15 protein-coding genes are annotated in these 15,060 nt (G+C 48.5%); 10 read left to right on the forward strand and 5 right to left on the reverse strand.

Going from position 1 to position 15,060, the window contains the following annotated elements; genetic code table 11:
- Window positions 1–111: 111 nt before the first annotated feature.
- Complete coding sequence (locus tag KNQ07_RS12505; protein ID WP_214767044.1) at window positions 112–456, forward strand: DUF2628 domain-containing protein; 345 nt, start codon at window positions 112–114, stop codon at window positions 454–456.
- Window positions 457–610: 154 nt separating this feature from the next.
- Here KNQ07_RS12505 and KNQ07_RS12510 read toward each other — a convergent pair whose 3' ends face one another.
- The 5 genes from KNQ07_RS12510 to KNQ07_RS12530 form a co-directional block, all read right to left on the reverse strand.
- Entirely contained in the window at window positions 611–1,654 is a 1,044-nt protein-coding gene (locus KNQ07_RS12510; RefSeq protein ID WP_214767046.1) for a zinc-binding dehydrogenase, read from the reverse strand.
- A gap of 43 nt (window positions 1,655–1,697) precedes the next feature.
- Entirely contained in the window at window positions 1,698–2,138 is a 441-nt protein-coding gene (locus KNQ07_RS12515; RefSeq protein ID WP_214767048.1) for an NUDIX domain-containing protein, read from the reverse strand.
- A gap of 80 nt (window positions 2,139–2,218) precedes the next feature.
- On the reverse strand, window positions 2,219–2,638 hold the full coding sequence (locus KNQ07_RS12520; RefSeq protein ID WP_012369178.1) for a hypothetical protein: 420 nt from the start codon (window positions 2,636–2,638) through the stop codon (window positions 2,219–2,221).
- On the reverse strand, window positions 2,628–3,143 hold the full coding sequence (locus tag KNQ07_RS12525; protein WP_012369177.1) for a YwiB family protein: 516 nt from the start codon (window positions 3,141–3,143) through the stop codon (window positions 2,628–2,630). Before KNQ07_RS12525 ends, KNQ07_RS12520 begins: the two co-directional genes overlap by 11 nt.
- Before the next feature lie 20 nt (window positions 3,144–3,163).
- Entirely contained in the window at window positions 3,164–4,864 is a 1,701-nt protein-coding gene (locus tag KNQ07_RS12530; protein ID WP_214767050.1) for a glycoside hydrolase family 13 protein, read from the reverse strand.
- Between the two features lie 369 nt (window positions 4,865–5,233).
- Between KNQ07_RS12530 and KNQ07_RS12535 the strand changes: the two genes are divergently transcribed.
- The 9 genes from KNQ07_RS12535 to KNQ07_RS12575 all read left to right on the forward strand — a co-directional run bounded on the left by KNQ07_RS12535 (window position 5,234) and on the right by KNQ07_RS12575 (window position 15,021).
- The gene (locus tag KNQ07_RS12535) at window positions 5,234–6,673 is read left to right on the forward strand and encodes an NAD-dependent succinate-semialdehyde dehydrogenase (RefSeq protein WP_012369174.1); all 1,440 of its coding nucleotides are present in this window, start codon (window positions 5,234–5,236) and stop codon (window positions 6,671–6,673) included.
- Entirely contained in the window at window positions 6,670–8,295 is a 1,626-nt protein-coding gene (locus tag KNQ07_RS12540; protein WP_214767052.1) for an acetolactate synthase large subunit, read from the forward strand. The genes KNQ07_RS12535 and KNQ07_RS12540 overlap by 4 nt, the downstream gene beginning before the upstream one ends.
- Before the next feature lie 5 nt (window positions 8,296–8,300).
- Window positions 8,301–8,627 carry a bacillithiol system redox-active protein YtxJ gene (ytxJ, locus tag KNQ07_RS12545; protein ID WP_012369172.1) on the forward strand — a complete coding sequence of 109 codons (327 nt, stop codon included), beginning with the start codon at window positions 8,301–8,303 and terminating at the stop codon, window positions 8,625–8,627.
- 231 nt (window positions 8,628–8,858) lie between these two features.
- Entirely contained in the window at window positions 8,859–10,391 is a 1,533-nt protein-coding gene (locus tag KNQ07_RS12550; protein ID WP_012369171.1) for a DHA2 family efflux MFS transporter permease subunit, read from the forward strand.
- A gap of 161 nt (window positions 10,392–10,552) precedes the next feature.
- On the forward strand, window positions 10,553–10,849 hold the full coding sequence (locus tag KNQ07_RS12555; protein ID WP_012369170.1) for a metal-sensitive transcriptional regulator: 297 nt from the start codon (window positions 10,553–10,555) through the stop codon (window positions 10,847–10,849).
- 12 nt (window positions 10,850–10,861) lie between these two features.
- Window positions 10,862–12,994 carry a heavy metal translocating P-type ATPase gene (locus KNQ07_RS12560; RefSeq protein ID WP_214767055.1) on the forward strand — a complete coding sequence of 711 codons (2,133 nt, stop codon included), beginning with the start codon at window positions 10,862–10,864 and terminating at the stop codon, window positions 12,992–12,994.
- Window positions 12,991–13,197: a cation transporter gene (locus tag KNQ07_RS12565; protein WP_214767056.1), complete on the forward strand. Its 207-nt coding sequence runs from the start codon at window positions 12,991–12,993 to the stop codon at window positions 13,195–13,197. The genes KNQ07_RS12560 and KNQ07_RS12565 overlap by 4 nt, the downstream gene beginning before the upstream one ends.
- Window positions 13,198–13,281: 84 nt before the next feature.
- Window positions 13,282–13,506: a hypothetical protein gene (locus KNQ07_RS12570; protein WP_012369166.1), complete on the forward strand. Its 225-nt coding sequence runs from the start codon at window positions 13,282–13,284 to the stop codon at window positions 13,504–13,506.
- Window positions 13,507–13,713: 207 nt separating this feature from the next.
- Entirely contained in the window at window positions 13,714–15,021 is a 1,308-nt protein-coding gene (locus KNQ07_RS12575) for a globin-coupled sensor protein (RefSeq protein WP_214767058.1), read from the forward strand.
- The last annotated feature ends 39 nt before the right edge of the window (window positions 15,022–15,060 follow it).

The following is a 15,060-nucleotide window of genomic DNA, read 5'->3' on the forward strand; positions in this document are numbered from 1 at the left end:
TCTATCTTAATCATTGACTATACCTTACAAAAAAACCGTTTAAATTGAAAAATAAGTAGGTTAAAATTAAAAAGTTCTAATATATGTATATTTTGTAGGAGGTAATTGGCTTTGAACGGAATTTTACAACATTCAAGCGGCTTAATTAAAGAAGTAAAAGCAGGATTCTCATGGACAACATTCTTTTTTGGATTCTTTCCAGCATTTTTCCGAGGCGATATTAAATGGGGATTGATTCAATTGATTGTCGGTATCGTCACTACACTTTTGACTGCCGGTTTCGGGGGATGGATTGTCAATATCGTCTTTTCTTTCTTATACAATAAAATTTACATCAATGATTTAATCGAAAAAGGCTATCGTGCGATTGACCATTCATTCCAACAAGCATTAAAACAACGTGGAATTCATGCAAAGTTGTTATCTGAAACTCCGACTTCACAATCAGCAGTGTAATACTCTTTCCTGTAACTATCTCTAAAAAATAAGGATGACGGATGCGTCACTCTTCATATTCAAAGAGGGCACCGGATTTCAATTCCGGTGTCCTCTTTGAATTATCGAGAATTTATTCGCTTCCCAAGACTACTCCAGAAAAAAACTATATGCTTCAATCCGCCTTCAGTATCAACACGATTTTCCCGAGTTTGCCTGTCTCTTTAAAATACGACTGGGCTGCCGCCGCTTCCTCAAGCGGAAACGTCCGATCAATGACCGGTTCGAGTTTACCGTCAGCAATCGCTTCAAGCATCCGTCCGAACTCGTCACGCGTTCCAAGCACTGAGCCGTAAAATGTTAAGTGCTTCAGGTACAGCATCCGAAAATCGAGGTTCGTCTGTTGTCCGCCGGCAGAACCGGAAATACAGAATTTACCGCCGTTTTTCAGAACCGCCAAAGCCGTCTTAAATAACGCATCCCCGACGACATCGAGTACGGCGTCAACTGGTCCGCTGTTAACAGCTAGGATGTCTTCTGTCAATTGATTGGAACGGTAAGACACGACGTATTTCGCCCCAAGACGCTTCAATTCCTGTTCGATCTTCATGTCGCCGACGACGGCAATCACAGTTGCTCCAAACACCCGCGAGGCGATTTGAACGTTCAACGAGCCGACACCGCCGCTTGCTCCGGTTACGAGGACGGTTTGTCCCGGCTGTAACTGGAGTTGTTCGTTCATATGCCATGCCGTCAAGCCACTGACGGAAAAAACAGCACTTTTGACGTAATCGTCAAGCGGCATGTCGTAACAGAGCGTTGCCGGCCAGACGACATACTCGGCATATCCCCCGTCATACTCCGATCCGATGAACGACATATCTTCACTGATGTGTTCCGTTCCATCGGCGCCACTTGAAGTAAACGGAAACAGGACGACATCTTGACCAACTCGGGAGGGATCAACACCGCTCCCGACTTCAATGATCCGGCCGCTGATATCGGAACCCGGGACACGGGGAAACTGAACGCCCTCCGGTTTCCAACCCGATTTGTCATCCGTTCCGTAGGCGCCTTCTCGCATCCAAATTTCTGTGTTGTTGATGCCGCATGCTTTCACTTCAACCAGGACTTCCCCAGCGCGCGGTGTCGGGACCGGACGTTCCACGACTTCGAGTTGCTCGACACCACCATATCCATTGACTTGAACAGCTTTCATCTCATCGCCTCCATCGCTTAACTTTTCTATCTCTTTTACCCGATTACCAGACCATCTGTTCATACAAATAATAAGATTTAGATGCTTTATTCAAATAATCCTGCAACGGTTCAAGCACATCACGATTCAGGAGATAGTCCCCCAACTGTTCGATCGGCACCCACTGACTGTCGACGACTTCTCGGTCAGGATCATTTGGTAACAATTCGCCTCTGATCGTACATTCAAAATAGGTAACGAGACTGTGGGCGTCAAACTGTTCGATGAAGTTTTCTGTCACGTATGCCAGTTCGAACGTCTCGACGGACAGTCCGGTTTCTTCTGCGATCTCCCGTTTTAAAGCGTCCGCCAGCGTCTCGCCAGCTTCAATCACACCGCCCGGCAGACTCCACACCGCTCTTTCCCCATCCGCCTGATTTTTGACCAACAGCAACTGATCCCCCTGTCTGACAATCCCGACGACAATCCGGTATAACGTTCTCATGCTGATTCCCCCTTTGTCATGAACATCAAAAAAAGCAGCCCGTTCAAATATCCTTTGAATGGAACTGCTCTGGCACGTACTTATTCTAATCCAAGCGATTGCGGTAATTTAACGGCACGTGCATATGCTGTTTTGTAATCTTTTTTCGACACGGCCTGTTCGACTTCACGGAGCGCCGGATGATTTTCTTCTGAAAACGCCCCTAAAATCGTCAAGTAACGTTCGTAGACCGAATCATCTTCCTTGCGTGCATGAAGTAACGCTGTGTAGAGCATGACCGTATCTTCTCCGTACAAGACCGGTAAATCTTCGTTGATCAATAATAACGAATCAATCGCATCGGAATCGACTTTCGAATTGTATTCCGTCATGACCTGTTCTGCCAGTGCTTCGAGTTGATCGCGCCATTCATTGTATTTCGGCTCGTCATTCTCTAACCATTCAAACCAATCTTCTTCGAGCATCTGTTCCATTTCTTTTACGGTTTGTTCAAACGCCATGTGTTTCACTCCGTTCCCAAGTTAATTCAATCGTATACAGACCGACCGGCTGATGATTCATCATCAGATCGTATTGGAATTGCATACGTTGTTCTGTCATTTCAATCGTTGCCGTTTCCGTCTCCATCACCATCTGACCAAACTGACTCTCATAACCACTTTTGGTTTTTTGACCCAAAATGAAGACATGGTGCATTGAGACCGGACCTTTCCGGTTCAGGGCAACTTGATCGTGCGACCACTTGATGGTCGTATCAATCGGTTGTTCATCTTCTTGCATGAACTTCAGGGCAAACCCGTCTTTTGTTTCAAACAAAGTCCCGTCTGCTTCTAATTCAACGGACTCCCGCATCGCGTCATCCTGAATCGATGTCACTTGTCGCAGGCGGACCGGATAACGTACTGGTTTCACTTCTATCACCTCATCGTCTAGCGTACACGATTTTCTTCTGTCCTGCATCTTCTTGATTTCTTTTTTAGCGACAGCAAAAGCTGGATTCGGCATCTGCCAAATCCAGCCTTGTTTTAACGTACGCGGTACAGGCGTGCTTCAAAAGGTTGAAGCGTGAGTTCGGTTCCTTCATGATACATTGTCTCATAGTTCGCAAGCATGATGTTATCCGAGTGGAGGATGATGTCGGTGTCGACTTCCGCCACTTCGTCTTTCAGGTTCGTCACAATCAGGAACTGTTCGTTTCCGAGCGTCCGCGTGTAACCATAGACTTTTGTATCTTCCGGAAGAATGAGATCGTATTCTCCGTAAATCAACGTCTCTTCCATCTTCCGGATTTGAATCATCCGTTTATAGAAGTTCAGAATCGAATCCTCATCGGCTTGCTGCGCCGCCACGTTGATGTCGGCAAAGTTCGGATTGACACCGAACCATGGGGATTGTTCCGAGAAACCGCCGTTTTGTTCATTTGTCCACTGCATCGGTGTCCGGGAGTTATCACGCGACGAGTTCCAGATGACTTCCATGATCTCTTCATGTGTTTTCCCTGATGCCAGTTGCATGTTGTACATGTTTTTCGTCGCGACATCATCGTAGTCGGAGATATCCGGGAACTGGACGTTCGTCATCCCGATTTCTTGTCCTTGATAGATGAACGGTGTTCCTTGCATGAAGAAATACATCATCGCAAGTGACTTCGCGCTTTGTTTCCAGTATTGTCCTTCATCACCCCAAAGGGAGACGGAGCGGACCTTATCGTGGTTTTCAAGATACAGTGCGTTCCAGCCTGTTTCTTCAAGTCCTTTTTGCCATTTCGTCAAAACTTGTTTCAGTTTGACAACGTCGACGCCTTTTTCGGCATCTGCCCGCCACAGGTCCATGTGTTCAAACTGGAAGACCATGTTCATCTTACCGTTTTCTTCTCCGACCCAAAGATCGGCTTCTTCAGGCGTTACACCGTTCGCTTCACCGACTGTCATGATGTCGTATTTTGAGAACGTCTCGTTTTTCAATTCTTCAAGGTATTCGTGGATTCCTTCGACATTCATGTGCATCTCAAACGATGGCACATGCGGCATCCCGAGTGGATTCGGAAGATCCGCGTACGATTGATCTTTGTTAATGTGGCTGATGGCATCGATCCGGAATCCGTCGACCCCTTTATCGAGCCACCAGTTGATCATCGTATAGACGGCCTGACGCATGTCTTTATTACGCCAGTTCAAGTCCGGCTGACGGCGTGAGAAAACGTGGAGGAAGTATTGTTCCGTTTTTTCGTCGTATTCCCAAGCCGATCCTCCGAAAATACTTTCCCAGTTGTTCGGTTCGCCACCGTTGACGGCATCTTTCCAGATGTACCAATCCCGTTTGTCGTTGTCTTTTGATGAACGCGACTCAAGGAACCACGGGTGTTCATCCGACGTATGGTTGACGACCAAATCAAGCAAGACTTTAATGTCACGTTTATGCGCTTCTTCCATTAATAAATCAAAATCGGCCATTGTTCCGAATTCGTCCATGATATCTTCGTAATCACTGATGTCATATCCGTTGTCATCATTCGGTGATTTAAACATTGGGCAAATCCATAATACATCGACTCCGAGATCTTTCAGATAATCCAATTTTGCGATGATACCCGGGATATCGCCGATTCCATCATTGTTTGCATCATAAAAGCTGCGTGGATAGATTTGGTAAGCAACGGCTTCTTTCCACCAAGCTCGTGTAAGTGTTTTGTGTGCCGTTTCAGGGCGCGGTATCATTTGTGTCATTATGGATAAATCCTCTCGTATTTCAGTCTTTATTGTCCGTTTTTTTATAGTAATTCTCGATGTTTTATATCGTTTCTCGGTAGATTTCATTTAAGCGCAACCGATTGCGCAATTACCCTATATTCATCTTATCAAACCTAGTTGGAATGTCAATGATTCAAGACATTCTCCATCACTTCACATACATGCAGAAATTTCATTTCTTTACGAATTATTATCGAGAAAATACATTACATTTACTGAATTATCCTACACTGTTTATCGGTCAATTTCTAGCCTTTTGCACAACCTTTTTCGGAAAAGAGAATCTTTTTTTCAATCTTCGGGTATATCCTTAACAATGCGAATTAAAAAGGGGGATTCTGTAAGATGAATGGGAAGTTTTTAATCAATGGACAGTGGCTCGATCAGGGACGTGAACGGACGGATGTCAAAAATCCGGCGACAGGTGAAGTCGTCGGCAGTGTACCAAACGGAACGAAATCTGACGTCAACGATGCCGTCGAAGCGGCTCACAACGCTTTCCCCGACTGGTCGAAACGGACCGTGTACGAACGAGCAGCTCTTCTTGAAAAGTTGTATGCGAAGATGCTCGAGAAAAAAGACGAATTGGCCCGCTTGATGACACTCGAGATGGGAAAACCGCTTGCGGAATCGGAAGGTGAAGTCGAATACGCAGCAAACTTCGTCAAATGGTTTGCGGAAGAAGGAAAGCGGGCCTACGGGCGTATCATCCCGTCACACGATGCGACGAAACGCCTTCATGTCATCAAACAACCGGTCGGGGTCGTCGCTGCGATTACCCCGTGGAACTTCCCGGCTGCGATGATTACCCGAAAGTTAGCCCCGGCGCTCGTCGCAGGCTGTACGTTTGTCTTAAAACCACCGACGGCTACTCCATTGACGGCACTCCGTCTGCTCGAGCTCTGCCAGGAAGTCGGGATTCCGGACGGCGTCGTCAATGCCGTGACCGGAAGCGGGAAAGACTTAGGCGAATCGCTGGCGACACATCCACATGTCGCCAAAATCACGTTCACGGGGTCGACGGAAGTCGGTCGGACGTTGATGGCTCAAGGTGCGGAGACCATCAAAGCGATGTCTCTCGAACTCGGTGGACATGCTCCAATTCTTGTCTTTGACGATTGCGATCTCGATCTTGCCGTCAGAGAAACGATTAAATCGAAGTTCCGTAACGGCGGCCAGACGTGTGTCTGCGGTAACCGGATTTATGTTTCGGACTCGATTTATGACGAATTCGTCGAAAAGCTCGGTCAGGAAACAGCAAAACTGAAAACCGGCAACGGACTCGATCAGGAGACGAAAATCGGTCCGATGATCAATAAGGCCGGATACGATAAGGTCAAAAAACATGTCGATGATGCCACCTCGGCCGGTGCCCGCATCGTGACCGGCGGATCCGGACAAACCGACGACGACAATGATGTCTACTACTATGAAGCAACTGTACTCGCTGACGTTACGCCGCAAATGCTGATCATGAACGAAGAAACGTTTGGTCCGGTTGCGCCTGTCCAGCGTGTGAGTTCAGATGAAGAAGCCGTTCATTATGCCAATCAAACGCCGTTTGGCCTCGCCTCTTATGTCTTTACGAACAACTATGCCCGCGCTTTTAAAGCCATCGAGCATCTCGATTACGGAATCGTCGGATGGAATGACGGTGTGCCTTCCGCTGCCCAGGCTCCTTTCGGCGGCATGAAACAGTCCGGCGTCGGTCGTGAAGGCGGATCGGAAGGTCTCGAAGCCTACCTCGAGACCAAATATGTATCGATTGGCGGACTCGATCAATGAACGCGGCGGAACGGTTTGTCCAGTGTCTGGAAGCGGAAGGCGTAACCCATATCTTCGGTGTGCCCGGTGAAGAGAACATCACGCTGCTCGAAGCCATAAGTAAATCGGATATCACGTTCATCACGACACGTCATGAGACGAACGCCGCCTTCATGGCGTCGATGTTCGGTCGGTTAAGCGGACGTCCCGGTGTCTGTCTGTCGACGCTCGGTCCCGGCGCGACCAACATGATGACGGGGATCGCAAGCGCGACAATGGATCACTCCCCTGTCGTCGCCATCACCGGACAAGGTGCGACGTGGCGCCAGCATAAAGCGTCCCATCAAATGTTTGATTTGGTCGAGATGTACCGGCCGATTACCAAATCCAGCACATCGATTGTTTCCGGCGAAGTCATTTCAGAAGTCGTTCGTCAGGCTTTCGCAAAGGCTGTTTCCGAAAAGCCCGGTGCGACCCATCTGTCGTTCCCGGAAGATATTGCGAAGGCCGATGTCGATGCCAAAATGTCCTTTTTACAGGACAGTCCCCCGACTTTTCTGCATCCGACATCCGTGACTGATAGTGATGTCCTGTTACGAATCGAACAGGCAGAACGTCCGGTCGTGATTGCCGGATTCGGAATCAACCGCAGCGGGGCGACAGAGGCTTTCCGCGCTTTCGCCGAACGATTGGGGGCTCCCGTCGTCGAGACGATGATGGGAAAAGGCGCCTTGTCTTCGTTACACGAGCTGGCCGCCCATACGATCGGCTTGCCGAACGCTGATTACAATCAACGGATTCTTGATCAAAGCGATTTAATTATCGCGGTCGGCTACGACATTACGGAATTGCCTCCTTCAAAATGGAATCCGAATCAGACACCCGTTTTGCATATCGATACCAATCAACATGAAATCGATCAGTTCTATCCTGTTGTCGCGAATCTGATCGGCTCGTTACCCGATATCTTGCATCTGCTCTCGGAAAGTATTCCGAACCGATCCTGGACCGGATGGCAACAGGACCGTGACCGGCTGCGTCAAGAAATCCAGGCGACGTATTCCCTCGCCCTTCCGCTCCATCCTCAAAGCATCGTGCGTGAGCTCGAACAGGCAACAGGTGAGGACGGGATGATTTTTTCGGATGTCGGTGCCCACAAAGTATGGCTCGGACGGCATTTTCAGACGACACGTCCTAATCAATTGTTCATCTCCAACGGTTTTTCTTCGATGGGATATGGCTTGTCGAGTGCGATTGCCGCTAAACTGTTGCATCCGGAACAACGTGTCCTCTGTGCTTCAGGAGACGGTGCCTTCTTAATGAATGGTCAGGATCTCGAAACCGCGGTTCGGTTGAAATTGCCGATCGTCGTCATCATCTGGCGCGATGGCACATACGGACTGATTGAATGGAAACAACAGCAAGCTTACGGTCGTGCACCTTATATCGAATTCGACAATCCGGATCTCGTTCAACTGGCTACCGCCTTTGGTGCACTGGGTCTGCGTGTCGGGGAACACGGTACTCTATCCAGTTGTCTCGAACAGGCTTTTCTGAGTGACGGACCCGTTTTAATTGACTGTCCGGTCGATTACAGGGAAAATCTGAAGTTAAGTGACCGTCTACGGACTTATGGAGGCTGATAAAAATGACTCAACTCAGAAAACTACAATCGATTTCCGACTTCGACCAATTCGTTTCCGAACACCCAACATTTGTGATTTGTAAACACAGTACGACCTGCCCGATCAGTTCGGCCGGTTTTTCCGCCTATACGAAATATGCGGATGAGACAGCAGTTCCGACTGCCTATTTATTGATTCAGGAAGCACGGACGTTATCGAATCACATCGCAGAACATTACAACGTCCGGCACGAATCACCGCAGGTCTTGTACATTCAAGACGGACGAGCAGTCTGGACGACTTCTCACTATGACATCACATCAGACGCTTTACACACACATGTCGGGTAATCCGACCCCGTTTCGCCAAACGTGCGCTTTCTCCTGTTGCAGTTTACACAGGAGAAAGCGCACGTTTTTTAATGAACCAACGTTCGATTCACGCCCGTCTCCTTCACAAAAAATAAAATTACCTTTCTTAGCTATTAATATTTGTAATTCAAGCTAAATCAGATTAAGATAGACAACAGATATAACGACCGTATAGAATTGTGTACTGTTAGTTCATTAAGGAGGAAAACCATGTCACACGAAAAATCTGCTACCGCTCGTCCCCCTTACGGCATCCTTGCCGTATTGATGATCGGTGCCTTTATTGCATTCTTAAATAACACCTTACTCAACATCGCCTTACCTTCGATCATGAAGGATCTGGAGATTGAAACGTCAACGGTCCAGTGGTTATCGACCGGTTTCATGCTTGTCAACGGGATTTTGATTCCGACTTCTGCTTTCCTGATTCAAAAATTCTCGGTCCGCCGTCTGTTCCTGCTCGCGATGACACTGTTCTCTGCGGGTACGATTCTTGCAGGATTTGCGGACGCTTTCCCGGTCCTGCTTGCCGGACGGATGATCCAGGCTTCCGGATCTGCAATCATGATGCCGCTTCTGATGAACGTCATGCTCGTCAGCTTCCCGATTGAAAAACGCGGAACGGCGATGGGCTTCTTCGGCCTCATCATGATGGGGGCTCCTGCGATCGGACCAACCCTATCCGGTTGGATCATCGAACATTACGATTGGCGGATGTTGTTCCACTTCATTACACCAATTGCTTTGATTGTTCTCGTCGCCGGCTTCGTCCTGCTTCGTGACGTCAAAGAACGTTCTGGCGCAAAACTCGACTTTATGTCCGTCGTCTTATCTTCATTCGGATTCGGCGGTCTTCTGTACGGTTTCAGCTCTGCCGGTTCAAAAGGTTGGGATAGTCTTCAAGTCATTTTAGCGTTAGTCATCGGGGTCGTTGCACTCGTGACGTTCATCATGCGTCAATTGAGAATGGAACGCCCAATGCTCAACTTCAAGATTTACCGTTATCCAATGTTTGCTTTATCGTCCGCCATCTCGATCGTCGTGACGATCGCCATGTTCTCCGGGATGTTATTGTTACCGATTTATGTTCAGACGATTCGCGGTATTTCTCCGCTTGATGCCGGTCTGATGTTACTGCCTGGTGCGATCCTAATGGCGGTCATGTCACCAATCAACGGAAAACTGTTCGATAAAATTGGCGGTCGTCCACTCGCCATCACCGGCCTGTTCATTACGGTTGTCACAACCTATCTTTTCAGCCAACTTAAAATGGATACGACGTATACTCATCTCATCGTCCTTTATTCCCTCCGGATGTTCGGGATGTCAATGGTTATGATGCCGGTCTCAACAAACGGTTTGAACCAATTACCGACCCGTTACTATCCGCACGGGACAGCGATGAATAATACGTTGCAACAAGTCTCGGGTGCCATCGGAACAGCGTTGCTCGTTACGATCATGTCGACGCATGCAAAAACGCGTGGTACGGAACTCGCACAAGAAGCAGCGAAAAACATGACGAGCCAACCAACAGCGGAAGCTGCTGCAGCGATGAAACAACAAATCGTGATGCAGGCAACGCTTGACGGTATCAACTATGCGTTCTTCATCTCAACGTTCATCGCCGGTCTTGCGTTTGTCCTCTCGTTCTTCATCAAACGGTCGACACAAGCGGAAGATATCATCAGCAATCGTTCATTGAACGAACAAATCATTAAACCGCAAGTTTCCAATCAATAACATGATTCGTTGTTGATCCAACAGCGTACCAGAGCAAGGGACTGACTTTTGAGTCAGTCCTTTTTCATTTAGTTTTTTCAAGCTCCAACCTTTATACTGGTACCCCCTATACCTATATGATATACTCGGTGTATCAACTAATCCGGAAAAGAGGTGTCCTCATGACACATGATCATCCCCTTGTTCCCCGTTCACCCGAGGAACAAGATGCTTTGATGAAACGATTAAAACGAATTGAAGGTCAGGTCCGCGGTATTGCCAACATGGTCGCAGAAGACCGGTATTGTATCGATATCCTGACCCAGACCGCATCGATTCAAGCGGCGCTCCGCCAAGTCGAGTTGCAGGTCATCGAACGTCACGTCAAAATGTGTATGCACGATGCGGCGACCGGCAAACAGGATACCGATGTCTACGTTGATGAACTGATGGCCGTTATTGCCCGTCTTAAGAAGTAAGGAGGGATTTCAATGTCGAAAACAATGGAACTGAATATCGAAGGCATGACATGTGCCGCCTGTTCGGCCCGGATCGAAAAGGTGTTGAACCGGATGGACGGAGTCGAAGCCACCGTCAACCTGCCGCTCGAAACAGCACGGATTGCTGTTCCGGAAGAAATGGACGAACAACTGATTTTAGATAAGATTAAAAAAATCGGATACGGTGCCACCATCAAGACGACACCACATGAACAGGTCCAAAACCGCCGGATGCTCTATCGCTTTTGGATAGCAGCTTTCTTGTCCCTGCCGTTACTGCTCAGTATGGTCTCCCACATTCCGAACAGTCCGGTCCATCTGCCTTGGCTGATGAATCCCTGGTTCCAGTTCGCTTTGGCGACGCCGGTCCAGTTCGTCATCGGTGCCCCCTTCTATGTCGGTGCCTATAAAAGTCTTCGCAGTGGAAGTGCCAACATGGATGTCCTGGTCGTACTCGGAACGTCCGCAGCCTATTTCTATTCCGTTGCGGAAATGATGATTCACCCATTGATGCCGAATCTCTACTTCGAGACGAGTGCCGTCCTGATTACGCTCGTGCTGCTCGGGAAAGTACTGGAAGATCGTGCCAAACAACAGACGACCGGTGCCATCAAAAGCCTCCTTTCCTTACAAGCGACGGATGCCGTCGTGTTGGAACAAGGTGTCGAACGGACGGTTTCGCTCGATCAGGTCCAACCCGGTATGCAGTTGATCGTCAAACCCGGTCAAAAAATCCCGGTCGACGGCATCATCACAACGGGTGATGCCTATCTCGATGAATCCATGTTGACCGGCGAACCGCTTCCGGCTCATAAAGGAACCGGTGACGTCGTGATTGGCGGCACCTTGAACACGAACGGATACCTGACGATTGAAGCGACGAAAGTCGGTCAGGAGACGATGCTCGCCGGCATCATCCGTGTCGTCGAACAAGCACAGACGGAAAAAGCCCCTATCCAGCGTCAGGCGGACCGGATTTCCGGAATCTTCGTCCCAATCGTCGTCGCCATCGCCCTTGTAACACTTGCTGTCTGGTGGTGGACGACCGGCTCGTTCGCCGAAGCAATTCGTCCAGCCATCGCCGTTCTTGTCATCGCCTGTCCTTGTGCTCTTGGGCTCGCCACTCCGACATCGATCATGGTGGGAACCGGCAAAGGTGCGGAACACGGTGTTCTGTTCAAGGGCGGTGCCCAACTCGAATCGTTGCAGCACGTCGATGCGGTTGTCTTTGACAAAACAGGAACATTGACGATCGGACGTCCGGTCGTCATCGAGACGTTCGGACAGGAACAGGCACTGGATTTTGCAGCGGCTCTTGAAAAAAAATCGGAACATCCACTCGCTCATGCGATCACGGAAGAGCGCGACGTCGTCTTTGATATCGAACATTTCACCGTCGATCCCGGACGCGGTGTCCGCGGGTCGATTATGGGACACGATGTCATGGTCGGATCGGTACGGATGATGCAGGAGCACGGTCTTTCCCTTCCTGACTGGACATCAAGCGGTGCAACGGTCGTCTATGTCACCGTCAACGGTATAATAGAAGCCGGATATGCCATCCGCGATGAATTGAAACCGACTACCAAACAGGTCATTCAGGAGATTCAGCAGACAAAAGCGGTCTACCTGCTGACCGGAGACCGTCGCGAAGTCGCCTTACAGCTCGCGACCGAGCTTCAGATACCACACAGCCATGTGTTTTCCGACGTTTTGCCGATTGAAAAAGCCGATCACATCAAAACGCTTCAAGCAAACGGACAGCGTGTCGCGATGGTCGGAGACGGGATCAATGATGCACCGGCTCTTGCGACGGCAAATGTCGGGATTGCTCTCGGCAGCGGGACCGATGTCGCACTCGAAGCGGCAGACGTCACGTTACTTGGACATGATTTGCAACAAGTCATTACAGCCATCCGTCTCAGCGAACAAACGATGAAGAACATTCGGCAGAACCTGTTTTTCGCCCTCGGTTATAATGCAATCGGGATTCCGGTTGCCTGCCTCGGACTGCTTGCCCCTTGGGTCGCAGGTGCCGCGATGGCATTCAGCTCTGTCTCTGTCGTCACAAATGCGTTACGCTTAAAACGTATTCCACTATCCAAAGGAGGAAACCAATCATGAAAGAAACAACTTTAACTGTCGTCGGAATGACGTGCAATCACTGTAAAGCAAGCGTCGAATCGGCGTTAAACGAACTCGACGGTGTCACGAATGCAACCGTCTCACTGGCAGACAACAATGTCACCGTCACACACGAAGACGTCGCGACAGAACGTCTTGTCGAAGCGATTGAAGAAATCGGCTATGACGTTCCGACCGCATAATTTTTTAGCCAAACTGCGTGAAACATGCAGTTTGGCTTTTTTATTTTGAAAAAAACGGGAATGGTTCTACAAGGAGGGGTTCGTATGGTACCGAAAATCGAATTCGTAGAACACTTCGATGACAACAAAGGAAAACGATTTAAAATCGAACTTTGGAATCTCGGAACCTTCACATTCAGTGCTGAATCAGCCAAAGGACCTGTCACCCGGTTTACGTCCATCGACATTCAATTCGTCCAGACTTGTGTAAGTCGGATGCGATCAATTGTCGATGCCCAAAAAGCGTTTCAGGAAGATCAACCTGTTTAATTCATCGCGTGACACATATAGCATGTACCCTTCATTTCAGAAGCGGTCATTCCACTCATGATCCCCGATCATGAGTTTTTTGTTTTTAAGTCAATGATTTTGTCTGTCGCTGTACTTTTTGAAGAAAAAGATTATCGGATTTCTGAAAACAACCGATAACAAATAAGACACTAAAAATCTTAATTCCAAGAAAATCGGGGGCATATCGTGCGCAATCCATTTAAAGCTAAATCATCGATGTCGGCCTATCAGGCGACAATCGGATTTCCAGACAAACGACTCATTACAAAAACAAGTGATCCGAGCTTAACGGGACGCTTAGAATACATGGGCTACACGGAAGAACATCTGCAAACACTAAAAGCAATGGCGCCTGTCGTCAACAGCATCCTCGATGAAGTACTCGAACAAGTCCTTGATCATTTACTGCTTCACCCTGAAATGGTACAGATTGCTCAAACTTCTTCGACACGTGAACGTCTGAAAAAAGTCTTCGCTGACTACTTCGGCAGTTTACTGACGGGAAACATGGATGATAAATTTCTTGCGATGCGGACACGGATGGGTAAAACCCATAACCGTAACTTTGTCCCGGTGACCTGGTTCATCGCTTCCTATGCGGCGTTCAATACGTTATTGATTCCGAAAATCGTCGAACATTTTCAACATGAACCGGCACAATTGACGAATGCGATTCTTGCACTGAACCACGCGATGAATCTTGATGCTCAAATCGTGACGAGCCAGTATGTCGATGCCCGCTTACACGAAGTCAGTGCAGCAAATGAATCCCGGAGCCGGCTCTTGCAGGATGTCGTACGCGTCAGTCAGGAAGTCGCAAGCACTGTCGAACAGACGGAAGGTGCAATTTCTGAAACAAGCCGTCGGGCAACACAAATCTTATCTGAAACGGACCAGACGGAAAAAACAAGCCGCAATCTGGTCGGACTGACCTCGGAAAACGAGACCCAGATGGAAAAGATGGAACATCAATTTGCTCAAGCCACGTCACAAGTCAGCACGTCATTGACGAGTCTCCAGCAACTGAAAACGACGTCAGATGAAATCGTCAAGATGACACAAGGTATCGAAGACATCGCCAATCAAACGAACCTGCTCGCCCTAAATGCTTCCATCGAAGCTGCTCGTGCCGGAGAGCATGGGAAAGGTTTCTCCGTCGTTGCGATTGAAGTCCGGAACCTGGCGGAAAACGCAAAACTGCTCAGCAGCAGCATCAACAGCCTGATCCAAAAAAATAATGGCAACATCAATGAACTCGTTTCGCAAATGGAAGACATCACACGATCAAACTCCGCTTCGCGTAACGAACTGCAACAAGTCAAGAGCGGCATCCATACCGTCAAACAAGAAATGGAGAACTACTTGGAGATGTTCGGCCGTAATAAAAATGATTTAAGCCAAATCGTACAAACGATTCAAGGTATCAGCCAGACGACGCAAGGGTTATCTGCCTTAACGACGGATTTGGTCGCCGCTTCTGAAGTGAATGCTTAAAACCAATAGCACATACAAAAGGGACCTGTCCGTCAGCGG

It is taken from the genome of Exiguobacterium sp. s145 (genome assembly GCF_018618835.1).
Lineage (GTDB): Bacteria > Bacillota > Bacilli > Exiguobacteriales > Exiguobacteriaceae > Exiguobacterium_A > Exiguobacterium_A artemiae.